Origin of the sequence: Pseudoselenomonas ruminantium, from assembly GCF_900142515.1 — a bacterium.
Taxonomy (GTDB): domain Bacteria; phylum Bacillota; class Negativicutes; order Selenomonadales; family Selenomonadaceae; genus Selenomonas_A; species Selenomonas_A ruminantium_D.
In genome coordinates, this window is record NZ_FRBC01000026.1 from 1 (window position 1) to 24076 (window position 24076).

Annotated in this window: 23 protein-coding genes; 21 read left to right on the forward strand and 2 right to left on the reverse strand. The window is 49.9% G+C overall.

Annotated elements, in window-relative coordinates; translation table 11 throughout:
• Positions 1–189 precede the first annotated feature (189 nt).
• From BUB68_RS15310 to BUB68_RS11945, 5 genes are all read left to right on the forward strand, one after another.
• Positions 190–384: a hypothetical protein gene (locus BUB68_RS15310; RefSeq protein WP_178139527.1), complete on the forward strand. Its 195-nt coding sequence runs from the start codon at positions 190–192 to the stop codon at positions 382–384.
• Between the two features lie 214 nt (positions 385–598).
• Complete coding sequence (locus BUB68_RS11935; RefSeq protein ID WP_014424750.1) at positions 599–823, forward strand: FeoA family protein; 225 nt, start codon at positions 599–601, stop codon at positions 821–823.
• 48 nt (positions 824–871) lie between these two features.
• Complete coding sequence (gene feoB / locus BUB68_RS11940; protein WP_073091698.1) at positions 872–2767, forward strand: ferrous iron transport protein B; 1896 nt, start codon at positions 872–874, stop codon at positions 2765–2767.
• Between the two features lie 14 nt (positions 2768–2781).
• Positions 2782–2934: a FeoB-associated Cys-rich membrane protein gene (locus tag BUB68_RS15075; protein WP_102013420.1), complete on the forward strand. Its 153-nt coding sequence runs from the start codon at positions 2782–2784 to the stop codon at positions 2932–2934.
• 341 nt (positions 2935–3275) lie between these two features.
• Positions 3276–4616 carry an anaerobic C4-dicarboxylate transporter gene (locus tag BUB68_RS11945; protein WP_073091700.1) on the forward strand — a complete coding sequence of 447 codons (1341 nt, stop codon included), beginning with the start codon at positions 3276–3278 and terminating at the stop codon, positions 4614–4616.
• 63 nt (positions 4617–4679) lie between these two features.
• Here BUB68_RS11945 and BUB68_RS11950 read toward each other — a convergent pair whose 3' ends face one another.
• Complete coding sequence (locus BUB68_RS11950) at positions 4680–5576, reverse strand: LysR family transcriptional regulator (RefSeq protein WP_073091703.1); 897 nt, start codon at positions 5574–5576, stop codon at positions 4680–4682.
• 228 nt (positions 5577–5804) lie between these two features.
• Between BUB68_RS11950 and motA the strand changes: the two genes are divergently transcribed.
• The 9 genes from motA to BUB68_RS11995 all read left to right on the forward strand — a co-directional run bounded on the left by motA (position 5805) and on the right by BUB68_RS11995 (position 14907).
• Positions 5805–6578, forward strand: a complete 774-nt coding sequence (gene motA / locus BUB68_RS11955) for a flagellar motor stator protein MotA (RefSeq protein ID WP_073091705.1) — start codon at positions 5805–5807, stop codon at positions 6576–6578.
• A 4-nt stretch (positions 6579–6582) separates the two neighbouring features.
• Positions 6583–7461, forward strand: a complete 879-nt coding sequence (locus tag BUB68_RS11960; RefSeq protein WP_073091708.1) for a flagellar motor protein MotB — start codon at positions 6583–6585, stop codon at positions 7459–7461.
• An 83-nt stretch (positions 7462–7544) separates the two neighbouring features.
• Positions 7545–7916 carry a holo-ACP synthase gene (gene acpS / locus BUB68_RS11965; protein WP_073091710.1) on the forward strand — a complete coding sequence of 124 codons (372 nt, stop codon included), beginning with the start codon at positions 7545–7547 and terminating at the stop codon, positions 7914–7916.
• Positions 7917–7918: 2 nt separating this feature from the next.
• Entirely contained in the window at positions 7919–9484 is a 1566-nt protein-coding gene (locus BUB68_RS11970) for a bifunctional ADP-dependent NAD(P)H-hydrate dehydratase/NAD(P)H-hydrate epimerase (RefSeq protein WP_073091713.1), read from the forward strand.
• A gap of 114 nt (positions 9485–9598) precedes the next feature.
• Positions 9599–10663: a branched-chain amino acid aminotransferase gene (locus BUB68_RS11975; protein WP_256625925.1), complete on the forward strand. Its 1065-nt coding sequence runs from the start codon at positions 9599–9601 to the stop codon at positions 10661–10663.
• A gap of 181 nt (positions 10664–10844) precedes the next feature.
• Positions 10845–11684, forward strand: coding sequence for a diadenylate cyclase CdaA (cdaA, locus tag BUB68_RS11980; protein ID WP_073091717.1), 840 nt, complete (start codon positions 10845–10847; stop codon positions 11682–11684).
• Complete coding sequence (locus tag BUB68_RS11985) at positions 11681–12634, forward strand: CdaR family protein (RefSeq protein ID WP_073091720.1); 954 nt, start codon at positions 11681–11683, stop codon at positions 12632–12634. Before cdaA ends, BUB68_RS11985 begins: the two co-directional genes overlap by 4 nt.
• Positions 12635–12642: 8 nt before the next feature.
• On the forward strand, positions 12643–14250 hold the full coding sequence (locus tag BUB68_RS11990) for an NAD(P)/FAD-dependent oxidoreductase (RefSeq protein WP_073091722.1): 1608 nt from the start codon (positions 12643–12645) through the stop codon (positions 14248–14250).
• A gap of 90 nt (positions 14251–14340) precedes the next feature.
• Complete coding sequence (locus tag BUB68_RS11995; RefSeq protein WP_073091724.1) at positions 14341–14907, forward strand: coenzyme F(420) biosynthesis enzyme; 567 nt, start codon at positions 14341–14343, stop codon at positions 14905–14907.
• Positions 14908–14963: 56 nt separating this feature from the next.
• On the opposite strand, the gene BUB68_RS12000 is transcribed toward BUB68_RS11995, so the two are convergent.
• The gene (locus BUB68_RS12000; RefSeq protein ID WP_073091727.1) at positions 14964–15806 is read right to left on the reverse strand and encodes a transglycosylase domain-containing protein; all 843 of its coding nucleotides are present in this window, start codon (positions 15804–15806) and stop codon (positions 14964–14966) included.
• A 185-nt stretch (positions 15807–15991) separates the two neighbouring features.
• Between BUB68_RS12000 and argC the strand changes: the two genes are divergently transcribed.
• Genes argC through argH form a run of 7 tightly spaced genes read left to right on the forward strand, consistent with a single transcriptional unit; the run spans position 15992 to position 24004 of the window.
• The gene (gene argC, locus BUB68_RS12005) at positions 15992–17026 is read left to right on the forward strand and encodes an N-acetyl-gamma-glutamyl-phosphate reductase (RefSeq protein WP_073091728.1); all 1035 of its coding nucleotides are present in this window, start codon (positions 15992–15994) and stop codon (positions 17024–17026) included.
• Between the two features lie 37 nt (positions 17027–17063).
• Entirely contained in the window at positions 17064–18275 is a 1212-nt protein-coding gene (argJ, locus tag BUB68_RS12010) for a bifunctional glutamate N-acetyltransferase/amino-acid acetyltransferase ArgJ (RefSeq protein WP_073091731.1), read from the forward strand.
• 12 nt (positions 18276–18287) lie between these two features.
• Positions 18288–19172, forward strand: a complete 885-nt coding sequence (gene argB, locus BUB68_RS12015) for an acetylglutamate kinase (RefSeq protein WP_073091734.1) — start codon at positions 18288–18290, stop codon at positions 19170–19172.
• Between the two features lie 19 nt (positions 19173–19191).
• Positions 19192–20394: an acetylornithine transaminase gene (locus BUB68_RS12020; RefSeq protein ID WP_073091737.1), complete on the forward strand. Its 1203-nt coding sequence runs from the start codon at positions 19192–19194 to the stop codon at positions 20392–20394.
• 11 nt (positions 20395–20405) lie between these two features.
• Entirely contained in the window at positions 20406–21335 is a 930-nt protein-coding gene (gene argF / locus BUB68_RS12025; RefSeq protein ID WP_073091740.1) for an ornithine carbamoyltransferase, read from the forward strand.
• Positions 21336–21374: 39 nt separating this feature from the next.
• Positions 21375–22589, forward strand: a complete 1215-nt coding sequence (locus BUB68_RS12030; protein WP_073091742.1) for an argininosuccinate synthase — start codon at positions 21375–21377, stop codon at positions 22587–22589.
• On the forward strand, positions 22586–24004 hold the full coding sequence (gene argH, locus BUB68_RS12035) for an argininosuccinate lyase (RefSeq protein WP_073091745.1): 1419 nt from the start codon (positions 22586–22588) through the stop codon (positions 24002–24004). The genes BUB68_RS12030 and argH overlap by 4 nt, the downstream gene beginning before the upstream one ends.
• Positions 24005–24076 lie beyond the last annotated feature (72 nt).

The following is a 24076-nucleotide window of genomic DNA, read 5'->3' on the forward strand; positions in this document are numbered from 1 at the left end:
CGTCGGGCCGGTCTTCGCTGCGCTCAGACGGTCGCTCCCACAGAAAAAGCACTCCCCCGTTCGCCCCCCCGTCACGATTTTGGCAATTGACACGAACTCGGTTCTCCTGTAACAAGAACATCGATGTGCTTGCACCTTACAGCCGGAACATAGCAATATACTCAAACGTAACGGTGGGTGGAGGTGGGGATGCTTTTTCACCGACGGAACGACTGCCTGAACGAAGTGAAGGCTGGCCCGCAAACAGCATTGGCTGGAAGCTTCGTTGATTGGAGCGCCGTTGGCCTGCCCGGCGCAGGTAACTGGAAGATGCGCACTTCTGCTGGCGGGTCATTTAGTGGAGCGGCGAAAAAGTATTCCCACCGCCGCCCCACTGCTTTGTAACGAATTGTGTTCCAACTCGCACCAACAAACTGCAGTTTATATGTGTGGTGAAATGTCTTTTGAATATGATGCAATAAACTGAAAATTGATGAATGATAATCTTTTTTATTTGTAAATGAGAATCCTTGACAAGTGTGATTGATATGCGTTATCATAACTTAAGTAGTAATAATCTTATCATAAGTTTTAGAGAATTTATTAGGAGGCGTTGATTTTGACATTGAAAGACGGTAAGACCGGCATGACGCTGAAAATTCAGCAGATTGGCGATTCCGACCTCAAAGAAAGACTGATGACCATGGGCCTCACCCCCGGAACGAAAATCAAGGTGCTGCGCAGTGCTCCCTTGGGCGATCCTATCGCCATCGGTGTGCGCTCTTACAATCTGGCTCTGCGTCGTGATGATGCAGCCAAGGTTCAGGTGCAGCAGGTAAATTGATCGTCATGGAGATTGACAATTATGGACAGAGGAGATGTAGTTAATACAATGTCAACATTAGCAGTAGCACTTACCGGCAACCCGAATGTCGGTAAATCCACGATTTTCAACGAGCTCACTGGCGCCCGCCAGAAAATCGGTAACTGGCCAGGCGTTACAGTCGATAAGAAAGTTGGTTATACCCGTCACAATGATCGGGCAATTTCCATTGTGGACCTGCCGGGTACCTACAGCATCAATGCCCGTTCACCGGAGGAAAAGATCGTTATTGATTACCTCCTGAACAATAAGCTTGACCTTGTGGTGGATGTCGTGGACAGTTCCAACCTTGAGCGCAACCTGTTCTTGACGGTGCAGTTGTTGGAGCAGGGGATTCCCGTGCTGATTGACCTCAACATGAAGGATGATGCCGAACGCCGTGGTATCAAGGTAGACTGCCGCAAGATGGAAGATGCTTTCGGCATGCCGGTGGTGGAAAGCATTGGCCGCAGCAGCAAGAGTACAAAAAGCCTGTTGGATGTATTCACCAGCACGGTGATGGACAATTACCAGCCCAGCGACCGGGTAAAAGCTCATATCGCCAAGGTACAGGAAATCAAAGCCAGCGCTAAGAGCGAAGAAGAGAAGAATGAAGAAATCATCGAAGCCCGCTATGCACTGATTGACTCTGTGGTAGCAGAGGCTGTTACGGTGAAGAATGTCGGTTCCGATATGTCGGAGAAGATGGACAAGTTCCTGGCTAATGGCATTCTGGCATTGCCGATTTTCCTGGCCATCATGTATGCGGTGTTCAATATTACGTTCGAATGGATTGGCCAGCCCATTGCCGATGCTTTGGATGCTGCCATCAATGAGGATTTCCTGGATTTTGCCAAGGAAAGCCTTGAAGCTGCCGGCGTGGCAGACTGGATGGTTTCCCTGGTCTGCGATGGTATTATCGGTGGTGTAGGCGCAGTACTGACCTTCGTACCACTGATTTTCGTCCTGTTCTTCTGCCTGTCCTTCCTGGATGGCACGGGCTACATGGCACGTATTGCCTTCATCATGGACCCGATCATGCGCCGCTGCGGCCTTACGGGCAAAGGCGTTATGCCTCTCATGATGGGCTTTGGCTGCGGCGTTCCTTCCATTATGGGTGCCCGTGCGCTGGATTCGGAGAAAGACCGCATGGTGTCCATCATGGTTACGCCGTTCCTCACCTGTGGTGCAAAATTGCCGATCATGGCTCTGTTTGCAGCGATGTTCTTCCCGGATAATGCTGCGGATATCGTATTCTCCATGTATATCATCGGTGTGGTTATGGCCATTGTCGCTGCTAAACTGCTGGGCAGCACGGTGTTCAAAGATGGCGGTTCTACTTTCCTGCTGGAACTTCCGCCGTATCGTATGCCGGATATGAAGACGGTCCTGCTGGAAACCTGGGATAAGGGCAAAGGTTACCTCGTCAAAGCTGGTACCATCATCTTTGCCGCTTCTGTTCTCCTGTGGATTATGTCCAACTACAACTTCGACGGTCCTTGCGAAATCAACGAGTCCATCCTGGCTACGCTGGGCAGCTGGATGAGCACCCTGTTCGTATTCCATGGTTTCGATACCTGGGAAGCTGGTGCAGCACTGCTCTCTGGCATCATGGCAAAAGAGACGGTAGTAGCAACGATTGGTATTCTCTATGGTGCAGCTGATGTTTCCACCGAGGCAGAAGATGCTTTGGAAACGGCTGATACCCTGATGAAGACGGGCATGGCTTCCAGCTTCACGGCTTTGTCTGCGTTTGCATTCATGATTTTCTCCCAGCTCTATACGCCTTGCGTAACGGCTCTGGGTACGATCAAGAAAGAAGCTGGCGGCTGGAAGTGGATGGGCTTCTCCGCTGTCTATATGTTTGTGATTGCCTGGGTAGTTTCCCTGCTGGTATATCAGGTTGGCAGACTCCTCGGCTTCTGATTGGAGGAATTTTTATGGCAACTTATGTTGTAGGTGTAGTACTGGCGATTGCCTTGTTCTTTGCCCTGCGGCATGTGTATAACAACTTCCGCACGGGACATAATGATTGCTGCAGCAGCAGTGAATGCAGCTGCGGATGTTCAGGATGCCATAGCCATAAATCGTAACACTTCCATATTGTAGATTGACCAGGGGCAGACAATGTCATTTCAGTACATTGTCTGCCCCTGGTTTTTTGACGTGCTTTGCACGTTTTTGATTACTTATATTTAATATATAATAAATATAAGTAATTATTAAAATATTTTATGATAAATAGTATTTACTTATATATAGTCATTGTAGTATAATTAGCAAGGACTTAGCAGATGAATGGTTTATTGATACTATTTAGAAAAGTTATGAAATTTTTTTTATGATTGCAGGAAATTGACTAGCTTTGACGAATAGAAACCACAAGGGGAGATATCTGCTAACAAAATTTTATAAGGAAAGGGAGATTACAATTATGGAAATGTTAGTTGGTCTCGTGGTACTACTGGCTTGCTTGATTGTTGGCGTCCGTCATGGCGGCATTGGTCTGGCTGTTATCAGTGGTATTGGTCTCATTATCTTCACTTTTATCTTCGGCTATAAGCCGGGGAACCCGCCTATCGATGTTATGCTTACCATCCTGGCGGTAGTAACCTGCGCCGGTTTCCTGCAGACTTCCGGCGGTCTTACGGTTATGCTGAAATACGCGGAAATTTTCCTGCGCAGCAATCCGAAACAGGTTACGATTTTCGCTCCACTCACTACCTGGTTCCTGACGGTACTCTGTGGTACAGGACATGTCGTTTACACCATGTTCCCGATTATCTATGATATCGCTATCAAGCAGAATATTCGTCCGGAACGTCCGATGGCTGTGGCTTCGGTGGCTTCGCAGATGGCTATCTGTGCTTCCCCTGTATCGGTAGCTGTTGTATCCATCGTCAGCTTCTTTGCAGCTGCTGATTTCCATTATTCTGTTTTGCAGATTTTAGCAGTATCTATTCCTGCAACTGGTTTTGGCGTGCTCTGTGCTGCACTGTGGTCCTATCGCCGCGGTAAGGAACTGGCCGATGATGAACGCTTCCAGGAATTCATCAAAGATCCGGAAAACCGTGACTATGTATATGGTGACACGGAATCCCTGATGGACAAGGAATTGCCTGCAACTTATTACCGGGCAATGTACATCTTCTTTGCAGGCATTCTCGTCATTGCCTGCCTGGGTAACTTCCCTGATCTGCTGCCGCATTTCAAGAACGCTAAGGGCGTGATGAAACCTATCTCCATGACGATTGTCATCCAGATGGTTATGCTCTTTGTAGCAGCATTGATTCTCCTGAGCTGCAAGATCAAAGCGAAGGATGTTGGCAACAGCCAGGTATTCCGCTCTGGTATCGTAGCTCTCGTATCCGTATATGGTGTTGCTTGGATGGCCAGCACGTATTTTGGTGCACATATGACTTTCCTCAAAGAAAGCCTGGGTGCAGCGGTGACGACTTATCCCTGGGCTTATGCCATCATTGCGTTCCTGACTTCCAAGCTGGTTAACTCTCAGGCAGCTGCTATCGCCATTGTTGTGCCGTTGGCTCTGTCTGTAGGCATGGATCCGGTGATGATCATGTCCTTTATCTCCGCTTGCTATGGTTACTTCTTCCTGCCGACTTATCCTTCCGATTTGGCCTGCATTGGCTTTGACCGTTCCGGCACTACCCGTATCGGCAAGTACATCCTGAATCACAGCTTCATGATTCCGGGGCTTATCGGTATCGCAACTGGTTGCTGCATGGGATTTGTCATGGCACATATCGTAATGTAAGCGAATATTTTTCCATAAAGAATCGGCGGTTCGTCTGAACTGCCGATTCTTGTTTTTGTGTCTTTAATTGTTGTTGTTGGCTTTTCGTTCCTTCAGCAAATCTTTGCAGAAGTCAATGAAGGACTGAGCAGCCTTGGAGATATAGCGATCTTTTTTCCAGGCAAGACCGACATCGACAAAGAGAGGATCGGCCAGAGGAATAGCCTTGACACCTGGCGTATCTTCTACTACCATGTTAAGCAGGAAGGCGATGCCGACACCACTGGCAACCAGGCCTTTTAACGTGACAACCTGGTTGGATTCCAGTACAATGTTGGGGGTTACGTTTTCTTCTTTCATTTTGCCGAGGATGGTCTGGCGCAGGAAGGAGCCTTCCTTGAGCATGATGATGTTTTCTTCCGCAATATCCTGCAGGGAAATACTCTTCTTTTCCGCCAGAGGGCTGTCCTCTGGCACGCAGCAGACAATCTGATCCGTGGTCATGGGTAACAGCTGCAAGTGGCTGGAAGCACCGGAGATGATGATGATACCAAAGTCCAGTTCATCCCGCTCCAGCTGCTCGCGAATGGACATGGAACCTTCCTCGTGCATGAAGATTTCCAGATGGGAATAACGGCGTTGGAAACTGGAGAAGATCTTGGGGAAGAGGTAAGCACCCATCATGGGAGGGATACCAATCTTGATGGTGCCTTTTTGCAGCTGTTTGTAGTCGTTGACTTCCAGCACGGCATCCTGGATATTGCGGAGCGCCAGTTCTACGCGATTGAGAAAGACGGCACCTTCCGGCGTCAGGGACAGCTGCTTCTGGCTGCGGTCAAAGAGCTGGATGCCCAGTTCGGCTTCTAGTTTTTTGATCGCTACGGTGATGTTGGGCTGGGACACGCGAAGGCGTTCTGCGGCCCGGGTGATATTTCGCAGACGGCTGGCCATCTGGAAATATTCAAGTTGTCTAAGTTCCATCGTATCGCTTCTTTCTCTATAAACTAGTTTTATTCACATCTATTATACCATACTTTTGATGAATGTATGATATAATAATAAAAATTTATTATAAAAAATAGAAAAATTTTTCTGACGCTATAGTAGGATTTTTGTCCTGCGTATGGAATTATACAAATTAGATACATGTGTATTTCGACTTAGATGATGTTCCTTCAATAGCAAAGGAAGGTTAGGGGGGCTTTTATCTTGGAAATTTCAACAGTCATAGGCGCAGTCGGTGGTCTTATCTCTGTATTCGTAGGTATGATCATCAAAGGTGCACCTCTCAGCTCATTGAATAACCCGGCAGCATTCCTGATCATTATCTGTGGTACCTTCTCTTGTCTGTTCACAGCTTTCAATATGAATCAGATGAAAAATCTGCCTAAGCTGATCAAGATGGTTTTTTTCAAGCCGTCTCTACATGAAAAGTCAGAGCTTTTGGGACTCTTTGTCGAGCTTTCCCAGATCGCTCGCCGCGAAGGTATTCTGGCCTTGGAAAGCAAGGTGTCAGAGATTGACGATCCTTTTTTCCGTACCGGGTTGGGGATGGTCATCGATGGTATGGATCCGGAATTCGTTGGTGATGTATTGGATGCAGAACTGGCAGTCATGCAGGAACGCCATGCTGAGGGGCGTGCCATGTTGGAGCAGGCTGGCCTTTATGCACCGACCCTTGGTGTGTTGGGCGCCGTTATCGGTCTTATTGCAGCACTGGGCAACCTGAATGATATCAACAAATTAGGTCATGCTATCGCAGCTGCATTCGTTGCTACGATTCTTGGTATTTTCACGGCATACGTTGTATACCTGCCCATGGCTAATAAGCTGAAGCTTTTGTCTAAGGCAGAAGTCAGCGAGAAGCGTATGATCATTGAAGGGATACTTTCCTTGCAGGCCGGTGATTCACCTACGGCCATTGAAGCAAAACTGATGGTATTCATTCCTCAGTCCGAACGCGAAGGGTTGAAGAAGGAGTGATTTGATGGCTAGAAAGAAACCACATCCGCCTCACGAAGAACATGAAGGTGAGCCCTGGCTCCTGCCTTACTCCGATCTGATGACGCTGCTTTTGGCACTCTTCATTGCTTTGTTTGCAATTTCTCAGACTGACCAGAAGAAGATGGCAGAATTGGCACAGGCCTTTAGTTCTGCATTCAATATGGGCGGTCCGTCCTTCTTTGACAAAGCGGGACCGAATGTAGGCCGCCGCGCAGAGACGATTTCTGATGAAGACAAGGGTAATTCTGCTTATTTTGCAGAAAACAGTCAGTTGGAAGAAGTCCAGAAGAAGATGCAGGAATATATTGAAGAAAATCACCTGGAAGATCAGCTGAGTACGGAAATGGCGGAAGAAGGGCTGATGATCCGTATCAAGGAGCGGGCATTGTTTCCTTCTGGTTCTGCCCAGTTAGTGGGGCAGGCACAGTCTATCGTACCGGTGGTGGCAGGTATGCTGGCTTCCTTGCCGGAACGGGTGGTCATATCCGGGCATACGGATAATGTGCCCATCAATACGGCGCAATATCCGTCCAATTGGGAGCTCAGTGCTTCCCGTGCGATGAATCTGATGAAGGCTGTACTGGCCGCAGAAAAATCTTTGAATCCGGCGAGGTTCAGCGCGATTGGCTACAGTGAATACCGGCCTATTGCGGATAATAAAACCGATGCTGGCAGACAGCAGAATCGCCGGGTAGAGATTTTCATTGCACGGTCGTATCGGTTCAATCCCAATGAACCGGTGGGAGGCAAGCAGGCATCTGGCACTGATACAGGTGCAGCGAAACCTGCTGATAGCAATACGCCTGTTACTCCTTCGACTGATGGAGCCGCAGGCAGTAAGATGGCAACAACAACGATGTAGGAAAAGCAGGATTGAGCCGGCTGAAAAGCCGGCTTCTTCTTTGCCTGAATATCAAATTAATGATAAAATCATAGGAGGACGTTTTGGTTATAGGAATTGGCATGGATATGGTAGAAGTAGGCCGGATAAAAAAAGCTATTGTCAATGATCACTTTGTTAAAAGAGTATTTACTCCGGCAGAGATTGATTATTGTCAGAGTCGTGGTCAGCAGGCTGCACAAAGCTTTGCCGCCCGTTTTGCCGCAAAGGAGGCTATTTTGAAGGCTTTTGGTACGGGATTAAGGGGGGGAAAACTCACAGATTTGGAGATCCTGCCAAATGAGTTAGGCTGTCCTGAAGTACAGCTTACTGGCTATTTTGCAGAATTGGCCAGGAAACATGAGATCAAGAATATTTGGCTGTCGCTGACGCATACCAAAGAGTATGGGGCAGCACAGTGTGTAATGGAGGCATAGAGATGAAGATAGCAATATGTGAGGAAATGCGCAATATCGATCGGGCTGCTGCTGAGGAATACGGCTTGCCGGAATTGTTGCTCATGGAAAATGCCGGGCACATGGTAGCTCAGGCAATGGAACATTTATTGGGAAATGTAGCTGGCAGGAATATCTGTATAATGGCTGGCAGCGGCAATAATGGTGGGGATGCTTTCGCGGCGGCCCGCTATTTGAGTAATATGGGAGCAAAAATCAAGATTTTCCTCACTTGTGAGCCGGAACATTTAAAGACCGCTTCTGCGAGAATGATGAAAGTATGTAAGCAGATGGGGATTGAGGTACACGGCCTGGATGAGGATAGGGACTGGAATCGTCTGCATGTGGCGTTGAAATTTGCTGATGGTATTATCGATGGACTTTTAGGTACAGGTTTTAGTGGTGAATTAAAGAAAAAAGTCCTGCGTCTGATTGAAGAAGTCAATGAAGCCGGAAAAAAAGTATTGGCGATTGATATTCCCAGTGGTGTAGAGGCTGATACAGGTAAGGTCTCGACAGTAGCTATTGTAGCGGATATGACTTTGACCCTGGGGCTGCCTAAAGTTGGACACCTGCTCAGCCCAGGGGCTGATATGACTGGCCAGCTGATTGTGGACGATATAGGTATTCCCCAGTCTTTGTTGCAGGATAGCAAAATCCAGCAAAATCTGTTGGATGAGAAAATGGCTGTAACACTCCTGCCTCTGCGAGGAAAGGCTGTCCATAAGGGGGATTGTGGCAGGATTCTGGTGATTGCTGGTTCTCAAGGGATGACAGGAGCAGCAGCTTTGGCTGCAACATCGGCTTTGCGGGCTGGCGCAGGCGTGGTGACTTTGGCTGTACCGGCGTCTTTACAGCCCATTTTAGCCGGCCAGCTGCAGGAAGTGATGGTGCAGCCTGTAGGCGAACCGGAACAGACTTTTCTCGGGGGCGAGAAATCTCTGAACAAATTGCTGGAATTAGCGCAGAGCCATGATGCTGTTTTGATTGGCCCGGGGTTGGGGCGCAGTATGGAGACACAGGAATTGATCCGTATGTTTGCGGCCAAAGTCAACAAACCTCTGGTCATGGATGCAGATGCTATATTTGCCTTCAATAATCAGCCGGATGATTTGAGCAAATTGCCGCAGGTTCCGGTGCTGACACCTCATTTAGGAGAAATGGCTGGACTGTTAGGCGTATCCGTGTCGGAGTTACAGGAGGCGCTTCTGCCCATTGTACGGGAAGCTGCATCGGAGTATCAGTGCATATTGGTGGTAAAGAGCGAGTGCACATTGATTGTCTATCCCGATGGAATGGCATTCTTTTCCTCGCTGGGAAATCCGGGGATGGCCACAGCTGGCAGCGGAGATGTGCTGGCGGGAACCATTACCGGCCTGATGAAACAGACGGAAGGCGGCTTGGCACCTTTGGCTGGTGTATACCTTCATGGCCGGGCAGGCGATATTGTTTATGGCGAAAAGGGAGAGGGGCTGTTGGCTGGCGATATTCGGGATAATCTGCCTGCTGCTTTAAAGGAATTGCGGCAAAAACAGATGGCTGGCCGCTGATTCATGATGTCCCAACCATACAGACAAATATCCTCAAAGAACGTAACAAGATAGTTTTTTGGTGACAAAAACATGAAAATGTATGGAAATACTTGACAACTGTGTATTGCAGGAATAGAATGTAGTTACTTTGAGGAAAAGAAAAGGGGTTTTAGCATGGCAAATGTAAACATTGATTGGTCAAATCTCGGTTTTAGTTATCAGCCGATTACCAAGCGTTATGTGGCCAACTATAAGGATGGTCACTGGGAAAAAGGTGGTTTGACGGAAGATGCCACGATCGTACTCAATGAGTGCGCTGGTATATTACAGTATTGCCAGGAAGTTTTTGAAGGCTTGAAGGCTTATCGTACGAAGGATGGCCGGGTGGTAACATTCCGTCCGAATCTGAATGCTAAACGTATGGTGGATTCAGCTAAACGTCTGGTTATGCCGCCGGTACCGGAAGAGATGTTCATGGAGGCTGTGGATCAGGTGGTTGCTGCCAATAAGGATTGGATTCCTCCTTATGAATCCGGTGGTGCACTGTATCTGCGTCCGTACCTTTTTGCAACGGGCCCGGTTATTGGCGTTAAACCGTCAGATGAATATCAGTTCCGCCTCTTTGGTACGCCGGTTGGTTCTTATTTCAAGAATGGTATCAAGCCGATCACCATTTGCGTCAGTGATTTTGACCGTGCTGCTCCTCATGGTACTGGTGATATCAAGGCAGGCCTTAACTATGCTATGAGCTTGCATCCCTATATTGTAGCCCATGAAAACGGCTTTGACGAAAATATGTATCTGGATGCAGCTACGCGTACTTATGTAGAAGAAACCGGTGGTGCTAACTTCCTTTTTGTTACCAAGGATAATGTTATCGTTACACCGAAATCGGATTCTATCCTGCCATCCATTACGCGCCGTTCGTTGGTGGCTTTGGCCGAAAATCTGGGCTATAAGGTTGAGCATCGTCCTGTGAAGTTTACGGAACTGGAAGAATTTGCTGAGGCTGGCCTCTGTGGTACGGCTGCTGTTATCTGCCCGGTAGGCAAGGTCGTATCCAAAGACAAGACCATTGAATTCCCCAGCGGTATGCAGGAAATGGGACCTGTCCTTACGAAACTCTACAACACGCTCAGAGGTGTGCAGCTTGGTACGGTAGAGGCACCGGAAGGCTGGATTCGCGAAATCAAATAATCAGTAAACGAAAGAAGATTTGTCGTTTCTTGACGGCGAATCTTCTTTTTTCATGTGATTTTTAGAAAAAAGGCGTAAACTTATTACAATAATAACAAGGAGTTCTTTACAAAGAACACGAATTCTCTTTATAATAGTAGATGAAGATATAACAGGAATGTAACACTAGGGAGTTTTGTTTATGCCGATTGATTTTTCCTTGCCCATACAATTCCACGGCATTCTGTCAACCATTGGCTGGTTTGATGTTTTGGATATTTTGATTGTGGCAGCAATCCTTTATAAAATCTATGAAATGCTCCAGGATACAAGGGCTATCACGTTGGTGAAGGGGATATTGGTCCTGTTGGCCGTAACCATGGTCTGCAGCTGGCTGGATCTGCATGTGATATCCTGGCTGCTGCAAAAAGCAGTGACGCTGCTCTTTGTGGCGCTGCCTATCGTTTTTCAGCCGGAATTGCGGAGAGCGTTGGAGCATCTGGGACAGGGGCGTTTTTTGGGAACGGCGGCATTGTTGGATGATGAAGAAGCTCGTACGGTAGTTAATGAAATAACGAAGGCTGTAAAGCAGCTTTCTGCAACGAAGACCGGTGCTCTGCTGGTTATTGAGCGCAATATGGGCCTGAATGATGTCAGCGCTACAGGGATTCAGATAGATGGGTTGATTTCGGCAGAATTTCTGCTTAATGTCTTTATCGTCAACACACCTTTGCATGATGGTGCTACCGTTATCCGGGGAAATCGGTTGATTGCAGCAGGCTGTCTTTTGCCGCTGACGGAAAATCGTGCCCTCTCTACAGAACTCGGGACACGTCACCGGGCGGCTATCGGTCTTTCTGAACAGTGCGATGCTCTGATTGTGGTGGTCAGTGAAGAAACGGGGACGATTTCTGTGGCAGAAAACGGTCATATCATGCGCCATTTGAGCCCGGAATACCTGAAGGAAGTGCTGATGCCTGCTTTTGAAATGCCCACCACTGGTATCAAAGATATGGTAATGAACTGGAGGAAGAAGAAATGATTTCCCGCTTTCGCAGTTTGATACAACGTAATTTAGTCGCAAAAATTGTTGCCATGCTGGTGGCGTTGATCCTTTGGGGTTACGTGATGAATGATCAGAATCCGTCTTCTGAGGGCAGTTTCACGGTTCAGGTGCAGTTATTGAATGTACCGGAAGGATATAAAGTCACGCAAGGCACAGATAAGGTGAAAGTCACGGTCCGTGGTGTCAGATCTCTTTTTGTCAACAATAGTGATGTGGATTTTCATGCTTATGTGGACTTACGGGGAGCCGAAGAAGGAAAGAAAGAGTACAAGGTGCGCATGGAAATGCCCCCAGGGTTTGAATTGGTGGACATGACCCCTGATACGGTAGAAGTCAATTTAGATCCCATCATCAGCCGGAGGGTAAGGGCCGATATCAATGTGAATGGTTCGCCAGCCAGCGGTGTGACGGTGGCCAGTGTCAGTCAGGCCAGTTCCGAAGTGCTGGTGGAAGGCCCGGCTTCGTTGGTTACAGAAGTGGATCGTCTGATTGGCTATGTGGGGCTTACCAGCAAAAATGATACGGATTTCGCTTTGCAAGTGCCGTTGACAGCTATCAATGCCGAAGGGAAAGAAGTGTCGGGGCTGACTATACAGCCTTCCACGATGTATGTGGCCGTGCAGATGGCTCGTGGCCTTACCAAGAAGATTGTTACCATTCAGCCGATACCTGGTGATGATTTGCCTGATAATCTTGAACTGGTAGCTTTGAAGGCAGAACCTTTGCAGATTGAGATTGCTGGTTCAGAAAACATCATCGCCAATCTTACCTCTGTCCCGACAGAGAAAGTCTCGCTGGCTGATGTATTAAAAAATACCAATAAGACCGTAAAACTGGAACTCCCGGCGGGAGTGACGGTAACCAATCATGATGTGTTGGTGCATATTGTGGTAAAGAGTAAGAAAACAGGAAAAAATATGGAGTGAAGCTACAAGTGATTCGCATAAAAAATCTGCAGATACCTTTTGATACGGAATTACCGTTAGAAACACTTGCGGCCAAACGCTTGCAATTACCACCTCAGGCCATTGCTGAGGTGGTAATTGTGCGTAAGGCTGTGGATGCCCGCCGTTATCGTGGCGCGCCAGTGAGTTTTGTCTATATGCTGGACGTTAAGGTGAATATGCCAGAAAAGGCTGTGCTGAAAAAATTGCGCAGGGATAAAAACGTGGAAATCCTGCCGGAGAAAAAGAAAGTTTTCCATAATTTCCGTCCCTATAAGGAGGGTGAGCTGCGTCCGGTCGTAGTGGGGTTTGGCCCTGCAGGCATGTTCGCTGCATTGACGCTGGCCAGAGCTGGTTGGAATCCGCTGGTCTTAGAACGAGGCGGTGATGTGGATAGCCGTAAGGCGGCTATTGAATTGTTTTGGCAGACAGGTACCTTGAATGAACAATCCAATGTCCAATTTGGTGAGGGCGGAGCTGGTACATTCTCAGATGGCAAACTGACTACCCGCATCAGTGATGGACATATCCAGGATGTGCTGGAAGCTTTTATTAAGGCTGGTGCTCCGGAAGAAATCCGCTATCTTCATAAACCGCATATCGGCACGGACTTGTTGCAGGGGGTTGTGAAGAATATCCGTGAGGAAATCATCCATTTAGGCGGTGAGGTATGTTTCAATGCGCAGGTTACGGATATGGAAATCGTGCAGGGGCGGATGCAGGCGGTTATTGTCAATGGAGAAAAGCGCATTCCTTGCAGTGATGTGTTTATGGGAATTGGCCATTCTGCCCGAGATACATACCGCATGTTATTGGATAAAGGCCTTAGGATGGAGGCGAAACCTTTTGCTATTGGTGTGCGCATTGAACATCCTCAGGAATTTATCGATCAAGCTCAGTATGGTGAGGATGCGGGAAATCCCCGTCTGCCTGTAGCGGATTATGCTTTGACCTATAAAGATCCTAAAACCGGCCGGGGGGCGTATTCTTTCTGCATGTGTCCCGGTGGTCAGGTAGTAGCGGCAACTTCTTTGCAAGGACAGGTCTGCACCAATGGCATGAGCAATTATAAGCGCGATTCCGGTATTGCCAACAGTGCGCTGCTGGTGCAGGTCGGCCCTGATGATTTCGGCCAGGAAGTATTGGCTGGGATGAAGTTGCAGGATGAGCTGGAAAAAGCGGCCTTTGTGTCAGGTGGAAAGAATTACTATGCGCCAGTGCAGACGGTGGGAGATTTCCTGGCTGGTACTTCCGGGTCAACGCAATTCCTGACGACACCGACCTATCAGCCGGGGGTAAAGGCTGCGGACTTGCATCAATGTCTGCCGCATTTTCTTACGCAAACGCTGGAGGGATCATTGCCTTATTTTGATGGTAAAATAAAAGGGTTTGCTCATAAAGGCGCGGTAATGACCGGAGTAGAGGCTAGATCATCTGCGCCCTGCCGTATTTGCCGCAACCGGGAAACCATGATGGCTGATGGTGTGGCAGGGCTGTATCCGATGGGAGAAGGCGCAGGATATGCTGGTGGTATTATGAGCGCAGCTGTAGATGGTATGAAGGCAGCCTTGAATTTTTTAGAAGCGACGAATTTTTGATTGAGACACTAGCAGAATTGGTTTAAATAGTGTAAAATAGAGTTGGTGCGATTTTTCGCAAAATTTTATATGTGTGGAGGGAAACAATCCATGAAAAAATTTGTTCAAATGCTGCTCATTATGTGCATGGTTGTATTTAGCGCACAGGTGGCCTTTGCCAATGCTGACAGGGCTACGGTACAGGAAGGTGCTGATATTACTGCCGTAAAGCGCATTGCTGTGGCTGCGCCGCTGTATATGCCTGTCAGTGATAAGGCTCCGAATAAGGAATTATTGACGCAGATTTTGTCTGATGCCAGCCGGGTATCCCACCGTTATGTGATATCATATGATGGCGTAGCCGAAGGCATCAAGACCGCTACAAACGTAGATATCAAGTCCCTTGACCGCCGTCAGGCTGCCAAGGTTTTCAAGGAAAATGCAGCAAATTATGCAGATGCCTATGTAGTATTGACGGTAGCAAACAGCAGCCGTACTACGTTCTTCTTTGATGTGTTCAAAGCAGGCACCAACGAATTGCTCTATACCTATGAAATCCGTGCGAATAAAAGCGAAGAGGATTCCGTAGCTACGTTCAACAACCTTTGTGAACAGTTCTATAAACACTTAGATCGTTCTACTGATGATCAGTTAAAGGCTAATAGCAAAAAGAAATAAAAGAAAGGAGACAGGCTCCCCGATAAGGGGAGTCCTGTCTCCTTTTCATTATAAGATCAGTCTGTGGGGGTGGCTAGATACAGCGGTTTGATTTTTGCTGATTCAGCGGTTGTTTCGTCAATATAACCATTGCGCACCATGGCGTCAATCACAATGAACTGGCGTTTTTTGGCCAGCATGAAATCTACGTAAGGAGAGTAGAGCGAAGGGGCGTTGGGAGTGCCCGCGAGCATAGCAGCTTCGGGCAGCTTCAGATCCTGAGGTTTCTTGCCGAAGTAACCTTGGGCTGCCGGACCAATGCCATAATAATTGGAACCATAGTAAATGGTGTTGAGATAGAGCTCAAGGATCTCACTCTTACTGTAGTTGGCTTCCATATCCAGAGAGAGCAGGAGTTCTTCCGCTTTGCGGCCAAAGGATTGCTCGTGGGAAAGGAAGAGGTTCTTGACCAATTGCTGAGTGATGGTGCTGGCTCCTTCGGTGACTTCTCCGTACTGGAGATTCACCAGGGTAGCCCGCATGATACCTTGCACATCAAAACCGTAATGACTGTAAAAGCGGTTGTCCTCTACGGCGATGATAGCATTCTGCATATCTTCGGGAATATCCCGGAGTTTCACATAATGTTCTCGATCAATACGGGCATCAACTGCTCGTTTGAGAAAAATCATGCGGCTGAGGCGATCCGTGACCGAAATAGTCTTAGGTGGATCATGCTGCTGGTTGGCAGGCAAAACAGCAGCGAGCCTGGGGAGAAAATCTCCCACATGCTGCCAGGTCCGAGGTGCGAAGAAAGTAAAACCGCCTGCCAGGAAAAAGGCAAGCAAGAAAATCAATCCCAGAAGAAAGATAAAGCGGAAAAATTTTCGGTAAATTCGTCGTTTTTTATGTTTTTTCATAAGTATACTCCTTGAAAAATTCTACTCATATTATAACATGAATTTTTATAAATAGGGGTTGCAATTTTATGCATGATGGTTGTATAATTATAAACATAGTTTACAGGGTACAGTTTGCAGGTCAAAAATAACGGAAACTGAATCCGTATTGACAGGTCAAATTGATACCAGAGGAGGATTTCTCTATGAAGGTCAGCGTTATCGGAGCTACCGGTTATGCCGGTGCCGAACTGTTGCGGTTGCTCTATCAGCACCCGCAAGCGGAAGTGGTGCATATCACTTCGGAAAGTCATACCGGCGAGAAGATTGCCAGCCTTTATCCGCATTTGCGGGGGCTTTACGATATGGAGCTGGAGTCCATGAAGGACATCGAGCGGATTGGTAAGGACAGCGACTTCGTTTTCATCGGTTTGCCTCATGGCCACGCCATGGAAGTTGGCCGGGCATTGGCGGGGATGCCGGTGCGGATCATCGACCTGGGGGCAGATTACCGCTTCACGGATACGGAAGTTTACGAGGCCTGGTACCATGTTCCGCACACCCATCAGGATGCGGAAAGGGTTTACGGTCTGGCAGAGCTCTATCGGGAGCAGATAAAATCCGCCAAGATTATCGGCAACGCCGGCTGTTTCACCACCGCCAGCATCCTGGCACTGGCACCGTTGGCCAAGCAGCATCTGATTGATGTGAATACCATCATCGTGGATGCCAAGTCTGGTGTATCGGGAGCAGGGCGCGGCGCCAAGCAGGTCAACCACTTCCCAGAGCTATATGATAACTTCCGGGCTTACAACGTGGCCAAGCACCGACATACGCCGGAGATTGAGCAGGCGTTGACGGAACTTTCCGGGGAAAAGGTTCTCCTGAACTTCACGCCTCATCTGGTGCCCATGTCCCGCGGGATTCTCTCCACCTGCTATGCGAGTCTCAAAGAAGGCGTAACGGCTGATCTCGTCAGCGCCGCCTTTGAGAAGCTCTACGGCAAAGAATACTTTATCCGACTGTTGGGCGAGGGAGCATATCCTTCGACGAAGGAAGTCAGAGGCTCCAACTTCTGCGATATCGCCTGGCATGTGGATGAGCGCACGGGCCGGGTAATCGTCCTTTCCGCCATCGACAACCTCGTGAAGGGGGCGGCAGGACAGGCAGTACAGAACTTCAACATCGCCTGTGGCTTTGAAGAACGCATGGGATTGGATTTCGTACCCATTTATCCCTGATTGAAGCAATAGACAAAAATTTTTGGGAGGAATATTCATGTTTAGTGATGCACATAAAAAAGCGGGTGTTACCTATCCGCAGGGATTTCAGGCAGCTGGCGTCAAAGCCGGCATCAAGAAGAGCGGCAACCTCGACGTAGCCGTCATCTACACGGAACAGGAAGCGGCAGTAGCTGGCACCTTTACCCAGAATGCCGTGGCTTCGGCACCGGTGCGGGCTTCCAAGAAGGTTGTGGCTACGGGCATGGCTCATGCCATCACTGCCAACGCGGGCTGCGCCAATGCCTGCACCGGCGAGCAGGGCGAAAAGGACGTCGCTGCCATGCAGGATATCACGGCTACGGCTCTGGGCTGCAAGGCTGATGATGTAGTGGTAGCTTCCACGGGCGTTATCGGTGTGAACCTGCCCATGGACAAGATGGAAGCAGGCATCAAACAGGCGGTAAAGGAGCTCTCCACCGAGGGCAGCGAGAACGCCGGCAAGGCCATCATCACCACGGATACCTATTCCAAGGCCTGCGCTACGGAAATCACCCTCGGGGGCAAGGAAGTGCGCTTCGGTGCCATTGCCAAGGGGTCCGGTATGATTCAGCCCAACATGGCAACGATGCTCTGCTTCATCACCACGGACGCGGCTATCGATAGCAAGCTCCTGCAGAAGGCACTGTCGGAAATCGTGGAGGTTTCCTTCAACATGATTTCCATTGACGGCGATATGAGCACCAACGATATGGTTATCGTGATGGCTAACGGTGTTGCTGGCAATGCCAAGATTACCGAGGAAAACGAGGACTATGAACTCTTCAAGGCTACCCTCAAGAATATCTGCCAGGAGCTGTCCAAGAAGATTGCGGCCGATGGCGAGGGCGCTACCAAGTTCCTGACCATTTCCGTCAGCGGCGCCAAGAGCTTTGCCGATGCCAAGACCATCGGCATGAGCGTAGCCAAGAGCCCGCTGGTCAAGACGGCCTTCTTCGGCGAGGATCCCAACTGGGGGCGAGTTATCTGTGCCGTGGGGTATGCCGGCGTGCCCATGGATCCTGATAAGACCGTGGTGAAATTCGGCGGCATTCCCGTTTACGCCAATGGCGTCGGCGCAAAATACGACGAAACGGAACTGCGCAAGGTCATGGAAGCCCATGATATCGTCATCGACATCGATATGGGCGAAGGCGATGCAAAAGCCGATATCTGGAGCTGTGACTTCTCCTATGAATACGTGAAGATCAACGGCGAATATCACACCTAAGGAGGCAGGGCGATGTTTACAGCAGAAGACAAAGCCGCCATCCTGGTGGAGGCCCTGCCCTATATCCAGCAGTTCTACGGCAAGACCATCGTCATTAAATACGGCGGCAACGCCATGATCAATGATGACCTTAAGGAAAAGGTCATGCAGGATATTGCCCTGATGAAATATGTGGGCATCCGTCCGGTAATCGTCCATGGCGGCGGCCCGGATATCACGGGCTTCCTCAAGAAGGTGGGCAAGGAGTCGGACTTCGTAGCGGGCCTCAGGGTTACCGATGCGGAAACCATCGAGATTGCGGAAATGGTGCTGGACGGCAAGGTAAACTCCGAAATCGTCAATCTCCTGAACCGCCGTGGTGTGCGGGCTGTGGGCCTCAGCGGTAAAGACGCAGGCCTCATCAAGGCCAAGAAGAAGCTGGCCACGGTCTACGAAGGCGAGGACACCAAAACGGTGGATATCGGCTATGTAGGCGAAGTGGAAAAGGTGGACACGGGGATTCTCGAAGACCTGCTGGAGCAGGGCTATGTGCCCGTTATCGCGCCCATTGGTGTCGGAGATAACGGCGAGAGCTACAACATCAACGCTGACTATGTGGCGGCGGAGATTGCCGGGGCTTTGGAAGCAGAAAAGTTGCTGCTCTTGACGGATATTGAAGGCATCTACAAGGACTTCAATGACAAGTCAAGTTTCATCTCCACGCTGCACCTGCCGGATGCCCGCCAGTATATCAAAGAAGGCATTATCGCCGGCGGCATGATTCCGAAAGTGGAAGCCTGCCTGACTTCCTTGGAGCAGGGCACGGGCAAGACGCATATCATCGATGGGCGCCTGCCGCACTCCATCATCTTGGAAATCTTCACCTCACGGGGCATTGGCACCCAGGTGGTGCGTTAAATAAAAAGGGAGACATTCTATGCAGGAACAGGAAATTTTTGCGGAGGACCAGGCAAGTTACCTGCCGGTCTTCAACCGCTATAAGATAGTCCTTGACCATGGCGATGGTGCCTATGTCTGGGACATTAACGGCAAGAAATATCTGGACTTTCTCGGGGGCATTGCAGTAAATGTGCTGGGCCATAACAACAAGGCACTGGTACAGGCCGTAGCTGAGCAGGCAGGGAAACTCATCCACTGCTCCAATCTCTACTACACCCAGCCTCAGGCTGATGCGGCGGCCAAGCTCGTGAAGCTCAGTGGTTTGGACAAGGCCTTCTTCGGCAATTCCGGTGCGGAAGCCAACGAAGGGGCCATCAAGATTGCCCGCAAGTACGGTTACAGCATCCACCCGGAAAAGACGGAAATCATCTCCGCCTGGGAAAGCTTCCACGGTCGTACCATTGCCACGCTGACGGCTACGGGCCAGCCCCATTATCATGAGGGCTTAGGGCCGTTGCCCGCTGGTTTCAGCTATGTGCATTACAACGATATTGCCGAGCTGGGAGCAAAGATCAGCGACAAGACGGCAGCTGTGATGCTCGAGACCATTCAGGGGGAAGGCGGCGTCCATACACCGGATGCGGATTACCTCAAGCAGGTCAGAGCACTTTGCGACAAGCATGGCGCTTTGTTGATTCTCGATGAGATTCAGGCTGGTATCGGCCGCAGCGGCAAGTTCTTCGCCTATGAGAACTACGGCATCAAGCCGGATATCGTGACCCTGGCTAAGGGCCTGGCAGGCGGCGTGCCCATCGGAGCCTTTATCGTCACCGACAAGGTGGCAGCGGCCTTCAAGCCCGGCGACCATGGCACCACCTTCGGGGGCAACCCCCTGGCCTGTGCCGCAGCCAATGTGGTACTGGATACGGTGCCGCAGGAAGATTTCCTCAAAAATATCCAGGTCGTAGGCAAATATTTTAAGGATAAATTGCAGGAATTAGCTGCTAAATATCCAAAATTTATAGTAGATGTGCGTGGTGAAGGGCTGATTCTCGGAGCAGAGCTGGTCAGCGCAGACCATGGCCGGAATATCGTTAATGATTGCCTGGCTCAGGGCCTCATCATCAACTGCACGGCCGGGAAAGTTTTGCGCTTTATCCCGCCACTCATCATCACGACCGCACAGATTGACGAAGCGTTTGCCGTAATGGATGAAGTGATCGGCAAATACGCGGACTAAGGGGGCTTTGGATGTTAAAAGGACGCGATATGTTATCCATCCACGAACTTTCCGTGGATGAAGTACAGGAAATTCTGACGCTTGCCCATGAATTGAAGGCCAAGCAGAAGGCGGGGATCGAACATCATCTGCTTAAAGGGAAGACTTTAGGCATGATTTTCGAAAAATCCTCCACGAGAACAAGGGTTTCCTTTGAAGTGGGCATGTATCAGTTAGGCGGTCAGGCTCTGTTCCTGTCCAACCGTGATCTGCAGTTGGGCCGCGGCGAACCCATCAAGGATACGGCACGGGTATTGTCCCGTTATCTGGACGGCATCATGATTCGTACCTACGGTCATGACCGGGTGGAGGAGCTGGCAAAATACGCCGATATCCCCGTTATCAATGCCCTGACGGACCTGCTGCATCCCTGCCAGGTGCTTACGGACCTCCTGACCATTCAGGAGCACAAGGGCAAGAACCTCAAGGGCCTCAAGATGGCCTATGTGGGGGATGGCAACAACATGACCAACTCCTACATGTACGGTTGTGCTAAAGCAGGCATGACCTTTGTGGCAGCTACCCCGGAAAACTACAAGCCCGATGCCACGGTGACGAAGCTGGCCAAAGAAGATGCCAAGCTCACGGGCGCCAGCATCGAACTGGTAACCGACCCGGTGGAAGCCGTCAAAGGTGCCGATATCGTGGTTACCGACACCTGGGCCAGCATGGGCCAGGAAGAGGAGCATGATGAACGCAAGAAAATCTTTGCTCCCTATCAGGTGAACAAGGAGCTTCTGGCTCATGCCGATAAGCGGGCCATCGTCATGCACTGCCTGCCGGCTTACCGCGGTGAGGAAATCACCGAGGAAGTGTTGGAAGCAAACGCCCATGTGATTTTTGACGAAGCAGAAAACCGCCTGCATACCCAGAAGGCCATTATGGCTTTGACTATGGGCTGAGGCGATTATAGATTTTAGAAGTGGAAAGGAAGTAATATTATGGCTAAACAGATTAAAAAAGTAGTTCTGGCTTACTCCGGCGGTCTGGATACCTCCGTTATCATTCCCTGGCTCAAGGAAAACTACGATGGCTGCGAAGTTATCGCCTGCTGCGCTGATGTAGGGCAGGGCGATGAACTGGATGCCGTTCATGATAAGGCGCTGAAATCCGGTGCCTCCAAGGTCTATATCGCTGACCTCAAGGAAGAATTCCTCAAGGAATATGTATGGCCCACCCTCAAGGCTGGCGCTGTTTACGAAGATAAGTACCTGCTGGGCACTTCCTTTGCCCGTCCCATCATTGCCAAGAAACTGGTAGAAATCGCTAAGCAGGAAGGCGCGGATGCTATCGCTCACGGCGCTACCGGCAAGGGCAATGACCAGGTACGTTTCGAACTCACCGTCAAGGCGCTGGCTCCGAACATCACCCTGATTGCTCCCTGGCGTGAATGGGATCTTGACTCCCGCTCCGCTGAAATCGAATATGCCAAGAAGCATGACATTCCCATCGCTACGGAAAACAAGACCTATTCCATGGATAGAAACATCTGGCATCTGTCCCATGAAGGTGCTGACCTCGAAGATCCGGCTAACGAACCGAAAGACAGCATGTTCCTGATTTCCAAGGCTCCCAAGGATGCTCCGGACGAACCGGAATACGTGACCATCGACTTTGAACAGGGTGAACCGGTGGGTGTCAACGGCAAGAAAATGGGCGCTGTGGAACTCATGGAAGAACTCAACAAGATCGGTGCCCGCAACGGCGTCGGCATCGTGGATATCTGCGAAAACCGTCTGGTGGGCATGAAGTCCCGCGGCGTGTACGAGAATCCGGGCGGAGCTCTGCTCTACTATGCACACCGTGAACTGGAATACCTCTGCCTTGACCGCAACACCTATCACTACAAGCAGCAGGTTGCCATCCGCTATGCTGAACTGGTTTACGATGGCATGTGGTTCTGCCAGCTGCGCGAAGCTCTGGATGCATTCGTCAACAGCACCCAGCAGACCGTAACGGGCCAGGTAAAACTGAAACTCTACAAGGGCAACATCATCTCCGCAGGTTCCACTTCCCCGTACTCCCTGTACAGCCAGGAATTCGTAACCTTCGAGCATGATGACGTATACAACCAGGCAGATGCTACGGGCTTCATCAACCTCTTCGGCCTGCCGCTGAAGGTTCGTGCCCTGATGCAGGAGAAGACTGGTAAATGAGCGAGGCTATGTGGGGAGGCCGTTTCACCAAGACCGTAGACGAAATGGTCAACGAGTTCCAGGCCTCCATAAACTTTGACAAGCGCATGTACCACGAGGACATTGCCGGTTCCATCGCTCATGCCATCATGCTGTCCAAATGCGGCATCATCTCCGAGGACGACTGCGGGGCCATCCTGCAGGGCCTCAAGGACATTGAAGGCCAGATTGAAGCGGGGGATTTTGACTTCTCCGTGGATCTCGAAGATATTCATATGAATATCGAAAAGCGATTGACCGAAGCCATTGGCGAAGCTGGCGGGCGGCTCCATACTGCCCGCAGCCGCAATGACCAGGTGGCTCTCGATACTCACATGTATGTGCGTAGGGAAGTAGTGGCTGTCCAGCAGGAAATCATCAATCTGCAGGAAGCCCTGGTGGAGCTGGCCAAGAAAAATCAGGATGTCATCATGCCTGGTTACACCCATCTCCAGCGGGCCCAGCCCATTCTCTTTGCCCATCATCTGATGGCTTACTTCGGCATGCTCTCCCGTGACTACGCCCGCTTCGAAGGCGTTTACAAACGGGCAGACATCATGCCTTTGGGCGCAGGTGCCCTGGCCGGCACCACGTTCCCCATCGACCGGGAACTGGTGGCCAAGCAGCTGAACTTCGAGCAGATTTACAGCAACAGCCTGGATGCGGTCAGCGACCGTGACTACATCATGGAATTCCTGTCGGCGGCCAGCATTTTGATGGTACATCTTTCCCGCTTGTCGGAAGAAACCATCCTTTGGTGCAGCCGGGAGTTCTCCTTTGTGGAACTTGACGATGCCCATTGCACGGGCTCGTCCATGATGCCGCAGAAGAAAAACCCCGATGTATCCGAACTCGTGCGCGGCAAGACGGGCCGGGTAATCGGCCACCTGATGGCCATGCTCACTACGGTCAAAGGCTTGCCACTGGCCTATAACAAGGACTTGCAGGAGGATAAGGAGGGCATATTTGACGCCATCGACACGGTGAAATTCAGCCTGGGTGTCTATGCTCAGCTTATCCGTGGTATGAAGGTCAAGAAAGATGTTATGCGCAAGGCCGTGGAGGAGGACTTCTCCAATGCAACCGACCTTGCCGACTATCTGGTAAAGAAGGGCATGCCCTTCCGTCAGGCACATGCGGTATCCGGTACGGCCGTGCATAAATGCATTGCCGAGGGCAAATATCTTGCCGATATGACCCTGCCGGAATTGCAAGAACTCTCGCCACTCTTCGAGGCCGACATTGCCGAGGCCTTGAAGCCGGAGACCTGTGTCAACCAGCGCATTTCCTTGGGCGGTACGTCAACAGAGCAGGTCAAACTGCAGCTGACCGCCGCACAGGAACTTATCGACGCTGAAAAAAAGACCAATACGAATTTGACCAGTCAACAGATTTGATAAGTCAAATTGACTTGTCAGATATAACGAAACAGCCTTGCAGAAGAATAGTCTCTGTAAGGCTGTTTTTTG